The 19,280-nt window shown below is 59.2% G+C and carries 19 protein-coding genes; 18 read left to right on the top strand and 1 reads right to left on the bottom strand.

Going from position 1 to position 19,280, the window contains the following annotated elements; genetic code table 11:
* Positions 1-100 precede the first annotated feature (100 nt).
* From surE to rlmD, 5 genes are read left to right on the top strand one after another with little or no spacing between them, the layout of a single operon-like run.
* Positions 101-838 carry a 5'/3'-nucleotidase SurE gene (surE, locus tag RHM62_RS15355; RefSeq protein ID WP_322122935.1) on the top strand — a complete coding sequence of 246 codons (738 nt, stop codon included), beginning with the start codon at positions 101-103 and terminating at the stop codon, positions 836-838.
* Complete coding sequence (locus tag RHM62_RS15350) at positions 835-1,671, top strand: protein-L-isoaspartate(D-aspartate) O-methyltransferase (protein WP_322122934.1); 837 nt, start codon at positions 835-837, stop codon at positions 1,669-1,671. Before surE ends, RHM62_RS15350 begins: the two co-directional genes overlap by 4 nt.
* A 38-nt stretch (positions 1,672-1,709) precedes the next feature.
* On the top strand, positions 1,710-2,591 hold the full coding sequence (locus tag RHM62_RS15345) for a peptidoglycan DD-metalloendopeptidase family protein (protein ID WP_322122933.1): 882 nt from the start codon (positions 1,710-1,712) through the stop codon (positions 2,589-2,591).
* The gene (gene rpoS / locus RHM62_RS15340; RefSeq protein WP_322122932.1) at positions 2,592-3,596 is read left to right on the top strand and encodes an RNA polymerase sigma factor RpoS; all 1,005 of its coding nucleotides are present in this window, start codon (positions 2,592-2,594) and stop codon (positions 3,594-3,596) included.
* Between the two features lie 51 nt (positions 3,597-3,647).
* Positions 3,648-4,988 (top strand): 23S rRNA (uracil(1939)-C(5))-methyltransferase RlmD, encoded by a 1,341-nt coding sequence (gene rlmD, locus RHM62_RS15335; protein ID WP_322122931.1) that lies wholly within the window; start codon positions 3,648-3,650, stop codon positions 4,986-4,988.
* 178 nt (positions 4,989-5,166) lie between these two features.
* Here rlmD and RHM62_RS15330 read toward each other — a convergent pair whose 3' ends face one another.
* Positions 5,167-5,859: a Bax inhibitor-1/YccA family protein gene (locus RHM62_RS15330; RefSeq protein ID WP_322122930.1), complete on the bottom strand. Its 693-nt coding sequence runs from the start codon at positions 5,857-5,859 to the stop codon at positions 5,167-5,169.
* Between the two features lie 148 nt (positions 5,860-6,007).
* Between RHM62_RS15330 and ndk the strand changes: the two genes are divergently transcribed.
* The 13 genes from ndk (at position 6,008) to hflC (ending at position 19,257) form a co-directional block, all read left to right on the top strand.
* Positions 6,008-6,433, top strand: a complete 426-nt coding sequence (ndk, locus tag RHM62_RS15325) for a nucleoside-diphosphate kinase (protein ID WP_322122929.1) — start codon at positions 6,008-6,010, stop codon at positions 6,431-6,433.
* Positions 6,434-6,481: 48 nt separating this feature from the next.
* Positions 6,482-7,648 (top strand): 23S rRNA (adenine(2503)-C(2))-methyltransferase RlmN, encoded by a 1,167-nt coding sequence (rlmN, locus tag RHM62_RS15320; protein ID WP_009667472.1) that lies wholly within the window; start codon positions 6,482-6,484, stop codon positions 7,646-7,648.
* Positions 7,645-8,445, top strand: a complete 801-nt coding sequence (gene pilW, locus RHM62_RS15315) for a type IV pilus biogenesis/stability protein PilW (protein WP_322122928.1) — start codon at positions 7,645-7,647, stop codon at positions 8,443-8,445. Before rlmN ends, pilW begins: the two co-directional genes overlap by 4 nt.
* A 16-nt stretch (positions 8,446-8,461) precedes the next feature.
* The gene (locus RHM62_RS15310) at positions 8,462-9,475 is read left to right on the top strand and encodes a RodZ domain-containing protein (RefSeq protein WP_322122927.1); all 1,014 of its coding nucleotides are present in this window, start codon (positions 8,462-8,464) and stop codon (positions 9,473-9,475) included.
* Positions 9,476-9,478: 3 nt separating this feature from the next.
* Complete coding sequence (gene ispG, locus RHM62_RS15305; RefSeq protein ID WP_322122926.1) at positions 9,479-10,783, top strand: flavodoxin-dependent (E)-4-hydroxy-3-methylbut-2-enyl-diphosphate synthase; 1,305 nt, start codon at positions 9,479-9,481, stop codon at positions 10,781-10,783.
* Between the two features lie 23 nt (positions 10,784-10,806).
* On the top strand, positions 10,807-12,201 hold the full coding sequence (gene hisS, locus RHM62_RS15300; protein ID WP_322122925.1) for a histidine--tRNA ligase: 1,395 nt from the start codon (positions 10,807-10,809) through the stop codon (positions 12,199-12,201).
* 45 nt (positions 12,202-12,246) lie between these two features.
* Positions 12,247-12,897: a tetratricopeptide repeat protein gene (locus RHM62_RS15295; RefSeq protein ID WP_322122924.1), complete on the top strand. Its 651-nt coding sequence runs from the start codon at positions 12,247-12,249 to the stop codon at positions 12,895-12,897.
* 50 nt (positions 12,898-12,947) lie between these two features.
* Positions 12,948-14,093: an outer membrane protein assembly factor BamB gene (gene bamB, locus RHM62_RS15290; protein WP_322122923.1), complete on the top strand. Its 1,146-nt coding sequence runs from the start codon at positions 12,948-12,950 to the stop codon at positions 14,091-14,093.
* Positions 14,094-14,102: 9 nt separating this feature from the next.
* A complete protein-coding gene (der, locus tag RHM62_RS15285; RefSeq protein WP_322122922.1) occupies positions 14,103-15,446 on the top strand; it encodes a ribosome biogenesis GTPase Der in 1,344 nt (447 codons plus the stop codon).
* Positions 15,447-15,624: 178 nt separating this feature from the next.
* On the top strand, positions 15,625-15,861 hold the full coding sequence (gene hfq, locus RHM62_RS15280) for an RNA chaperone Hfq (protein WP_009665448.1): 237 nt from the start codon (positions 15,625-15,627) through the stop codon (positions 15,859-15,861).
* 38 nt (positions 15,862-15,899) lie between these two features.
* The gene (gene hflX / locus RHM62_RS15275; RefSeq protein ID WP_322122921.1) at positions 15,900-17,021 is read left to right on the top strand and encodes a GTPase HflX; all 1,122 of its coding nucleotides are present in this window, start codon (positions 15,900-15,902) and stop codon (positions 17,019-17,021) included.
* 59 nt (positions 17,022-17,080) lie between these two features.
* On the top strand, positions 17,081-18,367 hold the full coding sequence (gene hflK, locus RHM62_RS15270; RefSeq protein WP_322122920.1) for an FtsH protease activity modulator HflK: 1,287 nt from the start codon (positions 17,081-17,083) through the stop codon (positions 18,365-18,367).
* Positions 18,367-19,257: a protease modulator HflC gene (hflC, locus tag RHM62_RS15265; protein WP_322122919.1), complete on the top strand. Its 891-nt coding sequence runs from the start codon at positions 18,367-18,369 to the stop codon at positions 19,255-19,257. The genes hflK and hflC overlap by 1 nt, the downstream gene beginning before the upstream one ends.
* The last annotated feature ends 23 nt before the right edge of the window (positions 19,258-19,280 follow it).

Genomic DNA, 19,280 nt, shown 5'->3' with positions numbered 1-19,280 from the left:
ATTAATAGAACGGTCGTTTGATTTTTTGAGTTTTTGATTATGCCGCATATTCTTGCCGCGCCGACCTATTCTGCAGAGCGCTTCGGGTAAAATCAGCCGCATGAAAATCTTAATCAGCAATGACGATGGTTACCTTGCGCCCGGTATCGTGGCGCTGGCCGATGCACTGGCTTCGATCGCCGAGATCGTTGTGGTGGCACCGGACAGCAACCGTTCCGGTTCTTCCAATTCCCTGACGCTCGACCGGCCGTTATCCGTCTACAAGGCGGCTAACGGCTTTCATTTTGTCAATGGCACGCCGTCCGATTGCGTGCATGTGGCGCTCACGGGTGTGCTGTCGTTCCGGCCTGACCTGATTGTCTCGGGCATCAACCAGGGCCAGAACATGGGCGACGACACGCTGTATTCCGGCACTGTCGCGGCCGCGACCGAAGGCTATCTGTTCGGTATCCCGTCGATTGCGTTCTCGCAAGTCGACAAAGGCTGGGGCGAACTGGCGGCGGCAGCGCGGGTGGCACGCGAGATCGTGCTGCGCAAGTTCGATACGCTGGACAAGCCGTATCTGCTCAATGTCAACATTCCGAACCTGCCCTACGACGAGCTTGGCGAGATCGTCGCCACGCGACTCGGCAAGCGGCACCAATCGGAGGCAGTTATCCGCGCCATCGATCCGCACGGACGCGAGATCTTCTGGATCGGCCCGGCTGGCCAGGCCCGCGAAGCCGGTGAAGGCACCGACTTTCATGCGGTTGCGCACGGCAGGATTTCGATCACGCCACTGCAGATCGACCTGACCCATAACACCCAGCTCGACAGCCTCAAGAAAAGTCTGCGATGACCGACAAGGGCAAGCGCTTTCCATTGACGCTGTCCTCCCTGGTCGACAAGCCTGCCCGCGGCAGTACCGGCTACGTGCCTCCCCGCGTTGCCACGCCACAAACCGCCACGCGCAACGCGGCAGGACATGTCGCTGCGGTGGTGCGTCCTGCCGAGGCGCAGGAGCGCCGTGCCAGCGCGCTGCCGCAGCGCCAGCAACCGCTGGTGTCGGACAGCGTGCGGCGCGCCATGGTGATGCGATTGTCGGCGCAAGGCATCAAGGACACCACGGTGCTGGCCGCCATGGAAGCGGTCCAGCGCCATCTGTTCATCGAGCCTGGCCTGGTCGCGCAGGCGTATGTGGATGCGTCCATCCCTATCGGTTATCACCAGACCATCTCCCAGCCGTATATCGTCGCGCGCATGATCGAAGTGCTGCGCGACGGCGGTCCGCTCAATCGCGTGCTCGAAATCGGCACCGGTTGCGGTTATCAGGCTGCCGTGTTGTCGCTGGTCGCCAAGGAGGTGTACTCGATCGAACGGATTCGTCCGTTGCATGAGCTGGCGCGCACGAACCTGCGGCCCATGCGGATCGCAAATGTCCGTTTGCAGTACGGAGATGGTATGCTCGGCCTCTCGCAGGCAGCGCCGTTCGACGGCATCATTCTGGCGGCGGCAGGGCTGGAAGTTCCACAAGCACTGCTGGACCAGATGACAATAGGCGGCAGGCTGGTAGCCCCGGTCGGAGCCCGTCATCAGGTGCTGCAACTGATCGTACGCGTCGGCAAATTCGACTGGACCCACACCACGCTGGAAGATTGTCATTTCGTGCCATTGCATGCAGGCACGGTATGACAGCCTCAACAGCATCAATACAAAACACATCACCCAGAATGAATAAACCCCACTTAGCTATTTTCCTTTTGGTCAGCGCCGTCCTGGCCGGTTGCGCGACACCGCGTCGCCCCGCACCCGTGGTCGACATGGCAACGCCAGTCAGCGGTGTCCGCGCACCGGATGCGCCGGGCTTCTATACGGTCAGGAAAGGCGACATGCTCAACCGCATTGCGCAGGAATTTGGTCAGAATACCCGTGACATCGTGATGTGGAACAACCTGACCAACCCGAACGATATCCAGGTCGACCAGGTCTTGCGCGTGCTGCCGCCAGCCGGCACCGCGCAGACCGGTAGCGTTGCCGCCGGTTCCGGTGTCGATGTGCGCCCCCTCAACGGTACCGGCGCAACGCCGGCAAAAACCGGCCCGCGCGGCGACAAGCGGCCGTATTCCGAAGCGACGCTGGCCGAAATGCAGAAGCCGGACGGCACACCTGCGGTAGTGACGCCACCACCACGCGCCGAGGCACCGAAAGCCGTCGAGAAAAAAGCCGATCCGTCGTCACCCGAAGAAGAAAATGTCGGCTTCATCTGGCCAACCGAGGGCAAGGTAGTGGGTTCTTTTGATGCCGGCAAAAAAGGTATCGATATCGCCGGCAAGAGTGGCCAGGCGGTGATTGCCTCCGGTGCAGGCAAGGTCATGTATGCCGGTAGCGGCATCCGCGGCTACGGCAACCTGGTCATCGTCAAGCACACCAGCAATTTGCTGTCGGCCTACGCCCACAACAAATCGATTCTGGTCAAGGAAGGCCAGACGGTGACCCGTGGCGAAAAAATTGCCGAGATGGGGAATTCCGACTCCGATAGCGTCAAGCTGCATTTCGAAATCCGCCAGCAAGGCAAGCCGGTCGATCCTGCGAAGTTTCTTCCCGGCCGATAAATGAGCCATGTTCATGATGCGTTGCCCGATGAAGATGAAGCCGGTGACGCCGCGTCCAATGAGGACGGGCTGGATGCACGGAGCGACGGTGATGCGGACAATGATTCCCCTGGCGTCACCGTGCTGGTCAAGTCGATCGATGACATCCGCAAGGTGCTCGCATCGGAACTGTCCACCGACACGACCCAGCTGTACCTGAACCAGATCGGCGCGCGCGCCTTGCTGACAGTCGCGCAGGAAGTGCATTACGCCACGTTGGCCAAGGCCGGCGATTTCCCGGCGCGCCAGGTCATGATCGAGCACAACTTGCGGCTGGTGGTATCGATTGCCAAGCACTACATCAACCGCGGCGTCGTATTGCTCGATCTGATCGAGGAAGGCAATCTCGGCCTGATGCGGGCCATCGATAAATTCGAGCCGGAACGCGGTTTCCGCTTCTCGACCTACGCGACCTGGTGGATACGCCAGAGCATAGAGCGCGCCATCATGAACCAGGCACGCACCGTACGCTTGCCGGTGCACGTGATCCGCGAGCTCAACCAGGTACTGCGCGCCAAATACCATCTCGAGGCCCTGCATCACGACGGCAAGGATGCGTCCATCGATGATGTCGCGCACCTGACGGGGCGCAGCGCCGAAGACGTGCAGGATATCCTGTCGTTGTCCGAGCACGCGGCCTCGCTGGACGCGCCGCTCGACGCCGATCCGCACAGCAGTCTGATGGACCTGCTGCCGGGCGATCCCGGCGACGGACCGGAGGCACGTGCCGAGCAACATGAAACCGCCTTGCTGGTGCGCGACTGGCTGGCCCGCCTGAGCGACAAACAGCGCCTGGTCATCACGCGTCGCTTCGGACTGGGAGACGACGACCCGGCCACGCTCGAAGCGCTGGCCGCCGAGATCGGCGTGACGCGCGAGCGGGTGCGCCAGGTGCAGCAGGAAGCGCTGATCAAGCTCAAGCGCGCTCTGGTGGCACGCGGCGTTGACCGCGACTCCTTGCTCTAATCCTTTTTCTATTTACCTCGACGGCCTTGCCGTCAGTCTCTGGTCACTCCTATGCCGCACACTATTCTGGAAATCCGATCCCTCGACATGGAAGCGCGCGGTGTCGGTAACCTCGTCAACGAAGACGGCAGTCACGGCAAGGTCATTTTTGTCGAAGGCGCGCTGCCGGGCGAACAGGTGCGCTTCCTGTCATTTCGCAAGAAATCGAAATGGGAAGCCGCCCGTATGACGGCACTGGTGCGTGAATCGGCGATGCGGGTCACGCCGCAATGTGCGTACTTCGGCACTTGCGGCGGTTGCGCGATGCAGCACCTCGATGCTGCCGCACAGGTTGCCATCAAGCAGCGCGTGCTTGAAGACAATCTCTGGCATATCGGCAAGGTGCGGCCGCGCCTGATGCTGCGACCGATCTACGGCCCGACCTGGGGTTACCGCTATCGCGCCCGTCTGTCGGTGCGCAACGTACCGCGCAAGGGCGGCGTGCTGGTCGGCTTCATTGAAAAAAAATCCTCCTACCTGACCGACATGACCAGCTGCGACATCCTGCCGCCCAAGGTCTCGGCATTGCTGGTGCCGCTGCGCGAACTGATCGCTGCCTTGTCGATTGTCGAACAGGTACCGCAGATCGAACTGGCTGTCGGCGAGGGCAATGACGGCGTGGTCACGGTACTGGTGTTGCGCATCATGGCGCCGCTCAGTCGTGCCGATGAAGTATTGCTCAAGGCCTTTGCCGATCTGCACCGGATCGTCTGGTGGCTGCAGGCGGCCGGTCCGGAGAGTGCCGTGCCGTACTACCCGGCCAACCAGTCGCTGCAGTACTCATTGCCGGAATTCGGTATCACGATGCCGTTCAAGCCAACCGATTTCACGCAGGTCAATCATCAGATCAACCGGGTGCTGGTCGCCCGTGCGTTGCGCTTGCTGGATGCGCAACCGGAGGAGCGCATCGCCGACCTGTTTTGCGGTCTGGGCAATTTCACGTTGCCGATCGCCACGCAGGTGCGCGCGGTGGTGGGCATCGAAGGCAGTGCCGCGCTGACGCAGCGGGCGATGGACAACGCACGCTTTAATGGTGTGCAGGACAAGACCAGTTTCGAGTGCCGCAACCTGTTCGACATCACGGGCGCGGATCTGGTCGCGCTGGGTTACTTCGATCGCCTGCTGATCGATCCGCCGCGCGATGGCGCGATGGCGCTCTGCGAAGCGCTGGCCGAACTGCAGCCGGTGCAGAAGCCGCGACGCATTGTGTATGTCTCGTGCAATCCGGCGACGCTGGCAAGGGATGCCCAGTTGCTGGTGGCGGGAGGGTATGTGCTGTCGCAAGCCGGCGTGGTCAACATGTTCCCGCACACCGCGCATGTCGAATCGATGGCGGTCTTCGATCTGGCATGAAGATAACGAGCGCGTAAAAAAAGCCGGCCTGCCGGTCGGCTTTTTTTACTAAGGCATCATCCTGGCCGCAATCGTAGGGTGCAATAACCGCAGGGCATTGCACCAAATGCTCCGCTGGCGGTGCAATGCCCTTCGGTTATTGCACCCTGCATTCTGCGGTACTCTTATGCTCGCAATGTCAGTCCCGCTGTCCGCCGAAAATGCCGAGCAGTGCCAGTAGGTTGGCAAAAATATTGTAGACATCCAGATAGATGTGCAACGTTGCCGTGATGTAGTTGGTCTCGCCACCATTGATGACCTGTTGCACGTCATGCAGGATGTACGCCGAAAAAATACCGATTGCCAGCACCGAGACTGCCAGGTAGAGCGCCGGCATTTGCAGAAAAATATTGGCCACTGCCGCGACCAGGATGACCAGCATGCCGACAAACAACCAGCGCCCCATGCCTGAAAAATCGCGCTTCGAGACCGTCGCAATCGTGGCCATCACGCCCATGATCGTGGCGGTGCCGCCGAAGGCTGTCATCACCAGCGTGCTGCCATTGGCGTAACCGAGCGTATGTGCAATCAGGCGCGACAGCATCAGGCCCATGAAGAAGGTAAAGCCCAGCAGGACCACCACGCCCATGCCGGTTTCCTTGGTTTTTTCGATCGCATAAAAGAAGCCGTAGGCAATCCCCATGAACAGCATGAAGCCGATGAACGGGCTGCCGGCGAAGAGCGAGAAGTTCATTTTGACGCCCAGCCAGGCACCAAGGACTGAGGGAATCATTGACAGCGCAAGCAGCCAGTAGGTGTTGCGCATCACGCGGTGGCCGGCGCTGCGGGTCGTCGCCGGGGAAGAGTAGGTCTGGTCGTAGTGCTGGTTCATGCGGGCTCCGGGTAAGTAGAATAGGGGGTCATGCGTCGGCTATCGTCATGGTTTTGGTTTAATCGAGGGGCTTTCATGCTAAAATCCCGCGTTCGTTGGTGGATCAAATTCAACACTTAACCCTTTAATTTCATTGGAGTTTTTACAGATGTCTATCGAACGCACCCTGTCAATTATCAAGCCGGACGCCGTCGCAAAAAATGTCATTGGCCAAATTTACACCCGTTTTGAAAACGCTGGTTTGAAAATCATCGCTTCGCGCATGATGCATCTGTCACGCACCGAAGCCGAAGGCTTTTACGCCGTGCACAGCGCCCGTCCTTTCTTCAAGGATCTGGTTGACTTCATGATCTCCGGTCCTGTTGTGGTTCAGGCCCTCGAAGGCGAAAACGCCATTGCCAAGCACCGCGACCTGCTCGGCGCCACCGATCCGAAAAAAGCCGACAAAGGTACGATCCGTGCTGACTTCGCTGACTCGATCGATGCCAACGCTGTCCATGGTTCGGATGCCGTCGATACCGCACAAGTCGAAATCGCGTATTTCTTCCCAGCACTGAATATTTATTCCCGTTAATTTTTAAATCCGGCCGCAGCGATATTGCGGCCACATTGTTAGGACGCCATGGCTCTCACCAATTTGCTGGACCTCGATCCCGCGCAGCTCGTTGCTTATTGCGGCGAACTGGGTGAGAAGCCGTTCCGCGCCAAGCAATTGCAGCGCTGGATCCACCAGTTCGGAGCCAGTGATTTCACGGCAATGACGGATCTGGCCAAATCACTGCGCGACAAGCTCGCGACCCGCGCAGTGGTGCAGTCTCCTGCGGTGATCAGTGATCACACCTCGACCGACGGTACACGCAAGTGGCTGCTCGATGTAGGGCAGGGCAATGCAGTCGAAACCGTGTTCATTCCGGAAGAAAATCGCGGCACGCTATGCATCTCGACGCAAGCGGGCTGCGCAGTCAATTGCCGGTTCTGTTCGACCGGCAAGCAAGGCTTCAACCGCAACCTGACGGTCGGTGAAATCATCGGCCAGTTGTGGATGGCCGAATTCGAATTACGTAAGACCAAAGGCATCGAGCCCGGCCCGAAAGGCGAGCGCCAGATCACCAATGTCGTGATGATGGGCATGGGCGAGCCGCTGCTCAATTACGAACCGACCGTCACCGCGCTCAAGCTGATGCTTGACGATAACGCCTACGGCCTGTCGCGCCGGCGCGTGACCTTGTCGACCAGTGGCGTCGTGCCGAACATCGACAAGCTCGGCCAGGATTGCCCGGTCGCGCTGGCGGTCTCGCTGCATGCGTCCAACGATGCACTGCGCGACAGCCTGGTACCACTGAACAAAAAATATCCGCTCAAGGAATTGATGGCGGCCTGCGTGCGCTACCTGGAATTCGCGCCGCGCGATTTTGTGACCTTCGAATACTGCATGCTCGACGGCGTCAATGACACCGAGCAGCATGCGCGTGAACTGGTAGCGCTGGTGCGCCACGGCGCGCAACTGGTGCCGTGCAAGTTCAACCTGATTCCATTCAATCCCTTCCCCGAATCCGGCCTGACCCGCTCGAACAATCCGCAGATCAAGTTGTTCGCGCAAGTGCTGATGGATGCCGGCATCGTGACGACCATCCGCAAGACCCGCGGTGATGACATCGATGCCGCCTGCGGCCAGCTCGCCGGTGAGGTGCAGGACCGCACCAAGGTGCAGGAACGCATGCAGAAAATGGCCGAGTACCAGCAAAAATTCGGCAAGGATTTTGGGCGTCTGGTCGAGGTGACTTCTTGAAAAATACCGTCAGTTTGTTGTTAGTTTCGTTGCTGGTCACGCTAGCTGGTTGTGTTGTCACCGGTCCCGGTGCGCCGGGCAGCAGCGGGCAGGCCGAGCTGGCCACCGCATCGGACCGCACTGACAACCAGCGCCGTGCACAAATCCGGTTGGAACTGGCGATCAATTATTACCAGCAGGGCCAGCTTCCGGTGGCCCTCGACGAACTCAAGCAGGCATTGCTGTCCGACCCGAATCTGTCCGATGCATACAGCGTGCGGGCACTGATCTACATGAACATGGGCGAGATCAAGCTGGCCGACGATAACTTTCGCACGGCAATCCGGCTGGCACCGAACAATCCCGAGCTGACCAGTAACTACGGCTGGTACCTGTGCCAGAACGGACGCGCGGCCGAATCGATCGCGTACTTCGAGGCGACACTCAAAAGCCGCACCTATCAGGAGCCGTCAAAGGCGCTCAATAACGCCGGCCTGTGCAGCCTGAAACTCAATGACGAAGCTGCCGCGGAGCGGTACTTCAAGCAAGCTTTCCAGTTCGATCCGAACAATGCGTCTGCCATGCTCAGTCTGGCGAACATGCACTACAACCGACGCGAATACGAGCGTGCCCAGTTTTACACCGGGCGTCTGCTGAAGGCGGATGTGTTGAGCGTCGAGGTGCTGTGGCTGGCGATCCGGACCGAACACAAACTAGGGAACCGGACTGCCGAAAACAGCCTGGTTACCCAACTGCGGAGGCGCTACCCGGCGTCGAACGAATTCGCAGCCTACCAACGCGGGGCTTTTGATGAGTGAAGACGGATCCAATCCAGTGCCATTTGAACCAGCAACACCCGGCCAGCCGGAACAAGCCACCCAACCAGGCCAATCGACCTTGTCGCCAGGTGCGCAAATGGCGCGCCAGCGGGTTGCGCGCGGCTGGAGTATTTCGGAGGTGGGCTCGCACCTGAACCTGGCGCCACGTCAGATCCAGGCAATGGAAGACGACAACCATGCCGCCTTGCCCGGCATTGCGGTGACGCGCGGCTTCATTCGCGCCTATGCAAAATTATTGGGTATCGACGCAACCCCGCTGATGGTCAACCTGATCCTGCCGGTCGAGGATTTGAGCGGGACCGTCCCTGCACACGCCCGACGCAGGATGTCACCGACCAATTTTTCTGATAATCGGCTGACTTCTGCGAGCGGACACCGGGCGTCGTCGAAGTGGTACTCCGCTTTGCTGGTGGTCGTGGCCGTGGTTGCGATCAGTTCGGTGGCGCAGCATTACGGCTGGTTGCCACATGACTTCGAAACCGCTTCGGCCAAGGTGTCGTCCGGCCTGAGCGTGTTGCGCGGCGATACCGTCGAGCCGGCCGGTACCGGTCCCGAACCTTCTCCCGGGCATGTCGAAATTACGCCGGACATGCCGATCGGAACCACGCCTGCGCTGGCTGTCCCCGTAGCGGCTGACATAGTCGTTGCAGCACCGGTTGCAGCACCGGTTGCAGCACCGGTTGCCGCACCGGCTGCCGAAGCGAAGGTGCCTGTTACGGCCGCAATTCCGCCAGTGGACCTGGCGCTGGTTGCGCCACCGGCAGCATCGACCAATAACCAGTTAGTGCTCACTGTGCGCAGCGATTCGTGGATAGAAATTCGCGGCAGCGGCACGACAGCCGTCGCGTCGAAACTTTACCGCGCCGGCAGCGTTGGCACCTTCGACATCGCCGGGCCGGTCACACTGGTGGTCGGCAACGCGGCGGGCGTCGATGCTACCTTGCGTGGTGCGCCCCTGCCGCTAACGTCCGCGTCGAACAATAATGTTGCCCGCATCAACCTGAAATAGACCATGAGCCTGCTTTCTTCAGATCTGCCTTCTTCTGATCCACTTTATTGCCTGCCGATTCCGTCCGGTCCGGCATTGCGCCGCATGGTGCGCCAGGTCGCCATTCGTCATGGCGATCACGTGATTCTGGTCGGTGGCGATGCGCCTGTCGTCGTGCAATCGATGACCAACACCGATACCGCCGATGCGATCGGTACCGCCATCCAGATCAAGGAGCTGGCCCGCGCCGGTTCCGAGCTGGTCCGCATCACGGTCAACAATGCCGAAGCCGCTGCTGCCGTGCCGGCGATCCGTGAACAGCTCGATCGCATGGGTGTCAATGTGCCGCTGGTGGGCGACTTCCATTACAACGGCCACACGCTGCTCAACGACTATCCCGATTGCGCCCGTGCGCTGTCGAAGTACCGCATCAATCCCGGCAATGTCGGGCAGGGGGCCAAGCGCGATACCCAGTTTGCCCAGATGATCGAAGCCGCCTGCAAGTACGACAAGCCGGTGCGCATCGGTGTCAACTGGGGCAGTCTGGACCAGGCGCTGCTGGCACGCATCATGGATGAAAACGCCAGGCGCGCCGTGCCTTGGACCGCGCAGGCCGTGATGTACGAAGCACTGATTACTTCGGCGGTCGACAACGCCTTGCGCGCCGAAGAACTCGGTCTGGCGCGCGACAAGATCATCCTGTCCTGCAAGGTCTCCGGTGTGCAGGACCTGATCGCCGTCTACCGTGAACTGGCCAATCGGTGCGACTATCCGCTGCACCTCGGCCTGACCGAAGCCGGCATGGGCAGCAAGGGCATCGTCGCCTCGACGGCGGCACTGTCGGTGCTGCTGCAAGAGGGCATCGGCGACACGGTGCGTATTTCGCTCACGCCCGAGCCGGGCGGCGACCGCACCCGCGAAGTCATCGTCGGCCAGGAAATCCTGCAGACGATGGGCTTGCGCAAGTTCACGCCGATGGTCATCGCTTGCCCGGGCTGCGGCCGTACGACATCGACCACATTCCAGTCGCTGGCCGACAGCATCCAAACCTACTTGCGTGACCAGATGCCGGTCTGGAAAATCGATTACCCCGGCGTCGAGGCAATGAATGTCGCGGTCATGGGTTGCATCGTCAACGGTCCCGGCGAATCGCGCCATGCCAACATCGGTATCAGCTTGCCAGGTACCGGCGAGACGCCGGCCGCGCCGGTGTTTGTCGATGGCGAAAAAACCGTCACGCTGCGCGGCGAGCGCATCTCGGAAGAATTCCAGGCCATCGTGCTGGAGTATGTACAAAGCCATTACGGCAAGACCACGCCAGTGGCATGAATTGATAGCGGAAACACACCCTTATGTCAGATATGTCAGATAAGTCAGATAAAAAAACGGCCCCTAAAAAAGCCGACAAGATCACCGCTGTAAAAGGCATGAACGATATTCTGCCGGCCGACACCGGCCTGTGGGAATTGTTCGATAACACCGTGCAGACCGTACTCAAAAGCTACGGCTTCCAGCAGATCCGCACGCCTATCGTCGAATCGACCTCCCTGTTCGCGCGCGGCCTCGGCACTGTCACCGATATCGTCGAGAAGGAAATGTATTCATTCGCCGATTCGATGAATGGCGACCTGCTGACCTTGCGTCCGGAGGCCACTGCCGGCGTCGTGCGTGCGGCGATCGAACACAATCTGACCTACGAAGGTCCGAAGCGGCTCTGGTATACCGGTCCGATGTTCCGGCACGAGCGGCCGCAGCGGGGACGCTATCGCCAGTTTCATCAGGTCGGTGCGGAAGCGCTCGGGTTTTCCGGTCCGGATATTGATGCCGAACTGATGATGTTATGCCAGCGCCTGTGGGATGACCTCGGCCTTGATAACATCCGGCTTGAACTCAATTCGATCGGCAATGCCGAAGAGCGCAATCGCCACCGGATCGACCTGATCGCGTATTTCGAGCAGCATCTGGACGTGATGGACGAAGAAGCCAAACGGCGCCTGCACACCAATCCGCTGCGCATTCTCGATACCAAGAACCCGGCGATGCAAGCGATGGTCAATGCCGCGCCGCAATTGCTGGCATATCTGGGCGAGGAATCGCAAACCCATTTCGACGGCGTGCAAAACATCCTGCGCCATAACAACGTGCCGTTCACGATCAACCCGCGCCTGGTGCGCGGCATGGACTATTACAACCGCACCGTGTTCGAGTGGGTCACCGACGAACTCGGTTCGCAAGGTACGGTCTGCGCGGGCGGTCGTTACGACACACTATTCGACATGTTCGGCGGCAAGCCAACGCCATCGTGCGGTTTCGCGATGGGCATAGAACGCCTGCTGGAGCTGATGAAAGCCGGCGGCGAAAAGTATGCCGGCAGCCAGTGCGACGTCTATGTCGTCCATCAGGGTGAGGCCGCGCAGCTCAAAGCCTCGGTCGTCGCGGAGCGTTTACGCGATGCCGGCCTCGACGTTGTGCTACATTGCGCGTCGGCTTCGAGCAGCAGTGTCAAGGCACAAATGAAACGCGCTGATGCCAGTGGCGCTGCTTATGCCGTCATTCTCGGAGAAGATGAAGTCGCCGGCGACATGGCGACCGTCAAGGCATTGCGTGCCACTGATGGAGAGACACACCAGCATCAGCAAGCCCTGGTGCCGTTCGACAGCGTGGCCGATTATCTGGTGGACCAGATTATTGGCGATGACAGCCACGCGGACCACGACCATGCCGCGCATGATCACACGCATCACTAATCCTCTCATCCACCGATGACAATTCACGATTGAGACAAAGTTAACATGGCATACGATCACGAAGAACAAGAGCAAATGGCCAGCATCAAGGCCTGGTGGAGCCAGTACGGCAATCTGCTGACCTGGGCGCTGACCATTGTGCTGGCCGGGTATGCGGCATGGTCCGGCTGGAATTACTATCAGCGCACGCAATCGACGCAGGCATCCATGCTGTACAACGAATTACAGAATGCGGTCACCGCCAAGGATAACGCCCGTATCCAGCGCGCGGCGACCGATCTGCAAGACCGCTATGTACGGACAGCCTATGCCCAGATGAGTGCGCTGGTTGCTGCCAAGGCAGCGGTCGACGCCAACGATGTGCCGCTGGCTAAAGCCCAGCTGCAATGGATCATCGACAAGGGTGCCGATACCGAATACAAGGCGATTGCCCGCATTCGCCTCGCTGGTGTGCTGCTCGACGAAAAAGCTTACGACGCCGGTCTGGCGCTGCTGGCGGGTGACTTCCCGGCCGCGTTTGCCGCAGACGTCGCCGACCGCAAGGGCGACTTGCTGGTCGCCCAGGACAAGTTGCCCGAAGCACGCACGGCCTATCAACTCGCACTCGACAAGGCAGAACAAAAAAATCCCGGACGTCAGTTGATTCAATTGAAGCTCGATGCCATCGGCGGCGCTGCTGCCAAGGCTGCAGCATAAAACTGACTGCGCGAACGGTGCGGTCAATCTTCTTCGGTTAAAGGAAAAAAATGCATAGTGCAGTCAAATTGGCAGGAGCGATGATTCTGGTGACGCTGGCTGGATGCGCTTCGCTCAATCCGTTCAGCAAGCCGCCGCAACGCAATCCGCCAGTCGCGCTGGTCGAGTTCAAGCCGACGATGGCTGTGCGTACCGCATGGACCGTCGCGGTCGGCAAGTCGAATGGTTTCGACCTGTCGCCGGCAGTCGTCGGCAGCAATGTTTTTGCTGCTGCGGCGGACGGTACCATCGCCCGTTTTGATGTGGCTACCGGTGCGGTAGTCTGGCGCATCAATGCCGGCGCAGCACTGACTGCCGGTGTCGGCAGTGACGGCAACACGGTCGCTGTATCCGCGGCAAAAGGCATGATCTACGCGTTCGACGGCGACGGCAAATTGCGCTGGAAAGCACAGACCACCAGTGAAGTGCTGTCGGCACCGGCGGTCACTGCCGACCTGGTCATCGTACGCAGTGTGGATAACCGTATCGCCGCATTCGATGTCGCCACCGGTACGCGTCGCTGGTTCCTGCAGCGTACGACGCCGGCGCTGACATTGCGTTCCGCGCCGGGAATTGTCACCAACGATACTGCCGCGTATGCCGCGATGCCGGGCGGTCGCTTGCTGGCGATGACACTCAACAATGGCGCACCGCTGTGGGAGGTTGCCGTCGGTGATCCGCGTGGTGCGACCGAACTCGAACGGGTTTCCGATACCTCGGGCAACCCGGTCATCATCGGCCGCGAAATCTGCGCGGTCGCTTATCAGGGCCGTGTCGGTTGCTTCGACCTGGCTGGTGGCACGGTGCGCTGGTCGAAAGACTGGTCCAGCGATGTCGGCGTGGGTGCCGACGAGCGCTTCATTTTTGCTGCCAATGATGTCGGTGCCGTGTCGGCCTTCGCGCGTGATACCGGAACCAACGTCTGGCGCAACGACAAACTCGGGTATCGCAGGTTGTCTGCGCCAGTGTCTTTCGGCCGGTCGGTAGCAATCGGTGATGGTCAGGGTTACATCCATTTTCTTGCACGCGATGACGGCGCTTTCCTGGCCCGTGTTGCCACTGACGGCAGCCCGATTGTGGCCACGCCGGTAGTGGCTGGTGATCGCGTGATCTTTCAAACTCAAGCAGGGGCATTGGTCGCGTTGGCGGCCGAGTAAAACTATTTAATGAAGCCGGTAATTGCACTCGTGGGCCGACCGAACGTCGGCAAATCCACCTTATTCAACCGACTGACCCGCTCGCGGGATGCCATCGTCGCCGATATGCCGGGCCTGACCCGCGACCGCCACTATGGTGAAGGTCGCATGGGTGAGCGCCCCTTCCTGGTCATTGACACCGGTGGTTTCGAGCCGGTCGCCAAGGAAGGCATCATGCACGAAATGGCCAAGCAGACCCGTCAAGCGGTCGCTGAAGCCGACATGGTGATTTTCATCGTCGATGGCCGGCAAGGCATGACGCCGCACGACAAGACCATCACTGATTTTCTGCGCAAGTCCGGCCGGCAGGTCATGCTGGTCGTGAACAAGGCCGAAGGCATGCGCTACAGCGCGGTGACGGCCGATTTCTACGAACTCGGCATGGGTGATCCATACGTGATTTCGGCCGCCCATGGCGATGGCGTGATGGACCTGGTCGAAGAAGCACTGACCCTGGCGCTGGCACAAAAGCCGGTCGATGAAGAAGTCGCCGTCGACCTCGGCAAAGCGATCCGCATTGCCATCGTCGGCCGTCCGAACGTGGGCAAGTCGACCATGGTCAACACGCTGCTGGGCGAAGAGCGCGTGATCGCATTCGACATGCCGGGCACCACGCGTGACTCGATCGAAATTCCGTTCGAACGCAGCGGCCAGCAATACACGCTGATCGACACGGCCGGTATCCGCCGGCGCGGCAAGGTGTTCGAGGCGATCGAAAAATTCTCGGTCGTGAAAACGCTGCAATCGATTTCGGAAGCCAACGTGGTCTTGCTGCTGCTTGATGCGCAGCAGGATATCTCGGAGCAGGACGCACATATCGCCGGCTTCATTCTTGAATCCGGCCGTGCGCTGGTCGTCGGTGTCAACAAGTGGGATGGCCTGACCAGCAGCCGTCGCGACGAGATCAAGATCGACCTCGACCGCAAGCTCGATTTCCTGTCGTTCGCCAAGTTTCATTACATCTCGGCGCTCAAGGCGACTGGTGTCGACCAGTTGATGAAGTCGATCAATTCGGCCTACGCGGCAGCGATGAGCGACCTGTCGACACCGAAGCTGACGCGTGCACTGATCGAAGCCGTGGAGCACCAGCAACCGCGTCGCAAGGGGTCCATTCGTCCGAAGCTGCGCTATGCGCATCAGGGCGGCATGAACCCGCCTATCGTCGTCATTCACGGTAACTCGCTCGATGCGATCGATGACAATTACAAGCGCTTCCTGGAAAAGCATTTCCGCGAAACGTTTGCGCTGGTCGGTACGCCGTTGCGCATCGAGTTCAGGTCGGGCAAGAATCCGTTCTCGCGGCACGAGAAATAAAAAACAACGGGTCGGCGTACGCTCGTGCCGGCCCGACAGTTTGCTTTGTGGCAGAGATGGCGACAACGCCGGAAATCAATTACATTTTCAAAAGGCGCCGTGTAGCCCTTGAAAAGTCCGCGAGCTGTCACCAACTCCTAAACACGCCACTACAACACAACAACATATCGGAGTTTCCATGAGCAACAAAGGGCAAATGTTACAAGACCCCTTCCTTAACGCTTTGCGTAAAGAGCACGTTCCCGTCTCTATTTATCTGGTCAATGGCATCAAGCTGCAAGGCCATATCGAATCGTTCGACCAGTACGTTGTTTTGCTCCGTAACACCGTGACCCAGATGGTCTACAAGCACGCCATTTCTACCGTCGTGCCGGCCCGTGCAGTGACCCTCAATCTCGAACCTGAAGCAGACTAAGCGGATGCCGATTCCCGCGCCAATGGGGCGCAATTAGCATGCGCGCCGCATTGGTCGGCGTCGACTTCGGCAAAGGTGAATTTGCCGCCAGTCTCGAAGAACTCTCGCTACTGGCAAAGTCCGCCGGCGCGGTTCCAGTGACTCGCATCACCTGCAAGCGCAGCAGCCCCGACGCGGCCTTTTTTGTCGGGTCGGGCAAGGCCAGCGAGATCGGTGACGCGGTCATCGATGACGAACTTGAACTGGTCATCTTTAATCATGCGCTGACACCGGCACAGCAACGTAATCTCGAACGCCACATGAAGGTGCGTGTCATCGATCGCACCAGTCTTATCCTCGACATCTTTGCGCAACGGGCCCAAAGCCATGTTGGCAAGGTGCAGGTCGAACTGGCGCAATTGCAGCACTTGGCCACGCGGCTGATTCGTGGTTGGACTCACCTTGAACGCCAAAAAGGCGGTATTGGTTTGCGCGGTCCCGGCGAAACGCAACTCGAGACCGATCGCCGTTTGCTGGGTGAACGGGTCAAGGCATTGCGGGCCAAGCTCGATAAATTACAGCAGCAGCACGCGACTCAGCGGCGTGCGCGTGGTCGCGGGCAAGTGTTCTCCGTCTCGCTGGTCGGCTACACCAATGCCGGTAAATCGACTTTGTTCAATACGATGTGCAAGGCGCGCGTCTATGCAGCTGATCAGTTGTTTGCGACGCTGGATACGACATCGCGTCGCGTCTACATGGGCGATGCTGGCAACGTGGTGTTGTCGGATACCGTCGGTTTCATTCGCGAACTACCGCATCAACTGGTAGCCGCGTTTCGTGCCACCCTCGAAGAAACCGTCCACGCCGATCTGTTGCTGCATGTTGTCGACGCCGCCAGCCCGAACCGGATGGAGCAGATCGAGCAAGTCAATAATGTCCTCAAGGAAATCGGTGCAGATCAGATTCCACAGATACTGGTCTGGAACAAGATCGATGCAGCTGGCCTTGAGCCCGCTTTGGAACGCGACGAATATGATAAAATTCGACGCGTTTTTGTGAGCGCTCAAAGCGGCCTTGGTGTTGATTTGCTGCGAAGCGCGATCGGTGAAATTGCAAAATCAAGCAGGGTAGCGACGTCAGGTGAAAGCCCGGTCGTTCTCCCTTGCGATGCGCCGGTTTGACGGCATGTATGCAGTAGCGACACTCCCTTTAACCATCACTTCAGCCTGATTGCGATCGAATGCTCGTTTCTCTTCTCAAAAAATTTGGTTTGAAGTTTTCGCTGAACGACCCGCGTTGGGGTCGAGGTTCGCAAGACGACAAACAAAGCCAGAATGGCAATCAGGATGGCCGCCGGCCACCCGACGGGCCACCTGATCTCGAACAACTCTGGCGCGACTTCAATGTCCGCCTGAACCGCCTTCTCGGCGGAAAAAAAGGCGGTGGCGGATCGGACTCCGGCGGCAACGGCGGTGGTGGTTTCAATCCCGACATGCGCGGTGCCGGCGTCGGTGCTGCTGTTGTCGCAGTGATTGCGGCGTTCCTTTGGCTTATCAGCGGATTTTTCATTGTTCAGGAAGGTCAGACCGCCGTGGTCATGACCTTCGGTAAGGTCAGTCACATGACGCCGGCCGGTTTCAACTGGCGCTGGCCAGCACCGATTCAATCGCATGAAATCGTCAATGTCTCGTCGGTGCGTACGGTCGAGGTCGGCTACCGCGGCAACGCCAAGAACAAGCAATTACAAGAGTCATTGATGTTGACCGAAGATGAAAACATCATCGACATTCAATTCGCCGTGCAATACCGGCTGAAGAATGCAGCGGACTGGCTGTTCAATAATCGCGACCAGGAAGAGATGATCAAGATGGTTGCCGAGAGTTCGATTCGTGAAGTTGTCGGTCACAGCAAGATGGACTTCGTCCTGTACGAAGGGCGCGAAAAAGTCGCCCTCGATGTTGGCCAACTCATGCAGCAGATTCTCGATCGCTACAAATCGGGCGTGCAAGTTGCCAACGTCACGATGCAGGGTGTGCAGCCGCCGGAGCAAGTGCAAGCCGCGTTCGATGACGCCGTCAAGGCAGGTCAGGACCGCGAACGTGCCAAGAACGAAGGTCAGGCTTACGCCAATGACGTGATTCCGAAAGCCCGTGGTGCGGTGTCGCGCTTGCTGCAGGAAGCCGAAGGCTACAAGTCGCGTGTTGTGTCGACCTCCGAAGGTGATGCGTCGCGCTTCAAGCAAGTACTGGTCGAATACGAGAAAGCTCCTGCGGTTACCCGCGATCGAATCTATCTGGAAACCATGCAACAAATATTCACGAACACCAGCAAGGTGATGGTTGACGCTAAATCCGGCAGCAACCTACTGTATCTGCCACTCGACAAGCTGATTTCGCAATCGGTAGCGAGCGATCCGGCAGCCAAGGCGGTAACGCCGGCAATGACACCGGCCGCAGCGGCTCCGGCCGAGTCCGTCGAGTTGCAACGACAACGCGAATCGCGTGGTCGTGATCGGGAGGTGCGCTAATGAACCGCATTGTTTCTGCTGTCGTACTCGCGCTGATTGCCTTATACCTGCTGACCTCGTCGATCTTCGTGGTCAACCAGCGTCAATACGCGATCGTGTTTGCCCTCGGTGAGGTCAAGCAGGTCATCAGTGAACCCGGCTTGCATTTCAAACTGCCGCAGCCGTTTCAAAATGTGCTGTTCCTTGACAAGCGCATTTTGACCCTCGACACACCGGATGCCGACCGTTTCATCACGGCCGAAAAGAAAAACATCCTGGTCGATGCATTCGTCAAATGGCGCATCATTGCCCCGACCTTGTACTTCGTCAGCTTTGGCGGTGACGAGCGACGTGCACTGGACCGGATGGCACAAATCGTCAAGGCCGCACTGAACGAAGAAATCACCAAGCGCACCGTGCGGGAAGTGATTTCCGGCGAGCGTGGCAGCGTGATGGATGCGATCCAGAAAAAGGTCGCTGATGAAGCCAAGGAGATCGGTGTCGAAATCGTCGATGTGCGCCTGAAGCGGGTCGACTACGTCGAGCAGATCAACATCTCGGTCTACGAACGGATGAAGGCAGAACGGACCCGCGTGGCCAATGAGCTGCGTTCAACCGGCGCCGCCGAATCCGAAAAAATCCGTGCCGATGCAGATCGTCAGCGTACCGTGTTGCTGGCGGATGCCTACCGCGATGCCGAAATGCTGCGCGGTGAAGGCGACGCCAAGGCTTCCCAGATTTATGCCGAAGCCTTTGGCAAGAGCCCCGAGTTCTACAAGTTTTATCGTAGCCTGGAAGCCTATCGCAGCAGCTTCAAGAGCCGCAGTGACCTGATGGTGCTCGATCCAAGCTCGGAGTTCTTCAAATATTTCAAGAGCCCCGGCGCGACTGCCGCCAGCCCGAAGAAATAACATTGCGGGCAGGGCCGGTTGCA

Source organism: Actimicrobium sp. CCC2.4 (assembly GCF_034347385.1).
Lineage (GTDB): Bacteria > Pseudomonadota > Gammaproteobacteria > Burkholderiales > Burkholderiaceae_D > Actimicrobium.
This window is presented reverse-complemented; position numbering and strand designations above follow the sequence as displayed.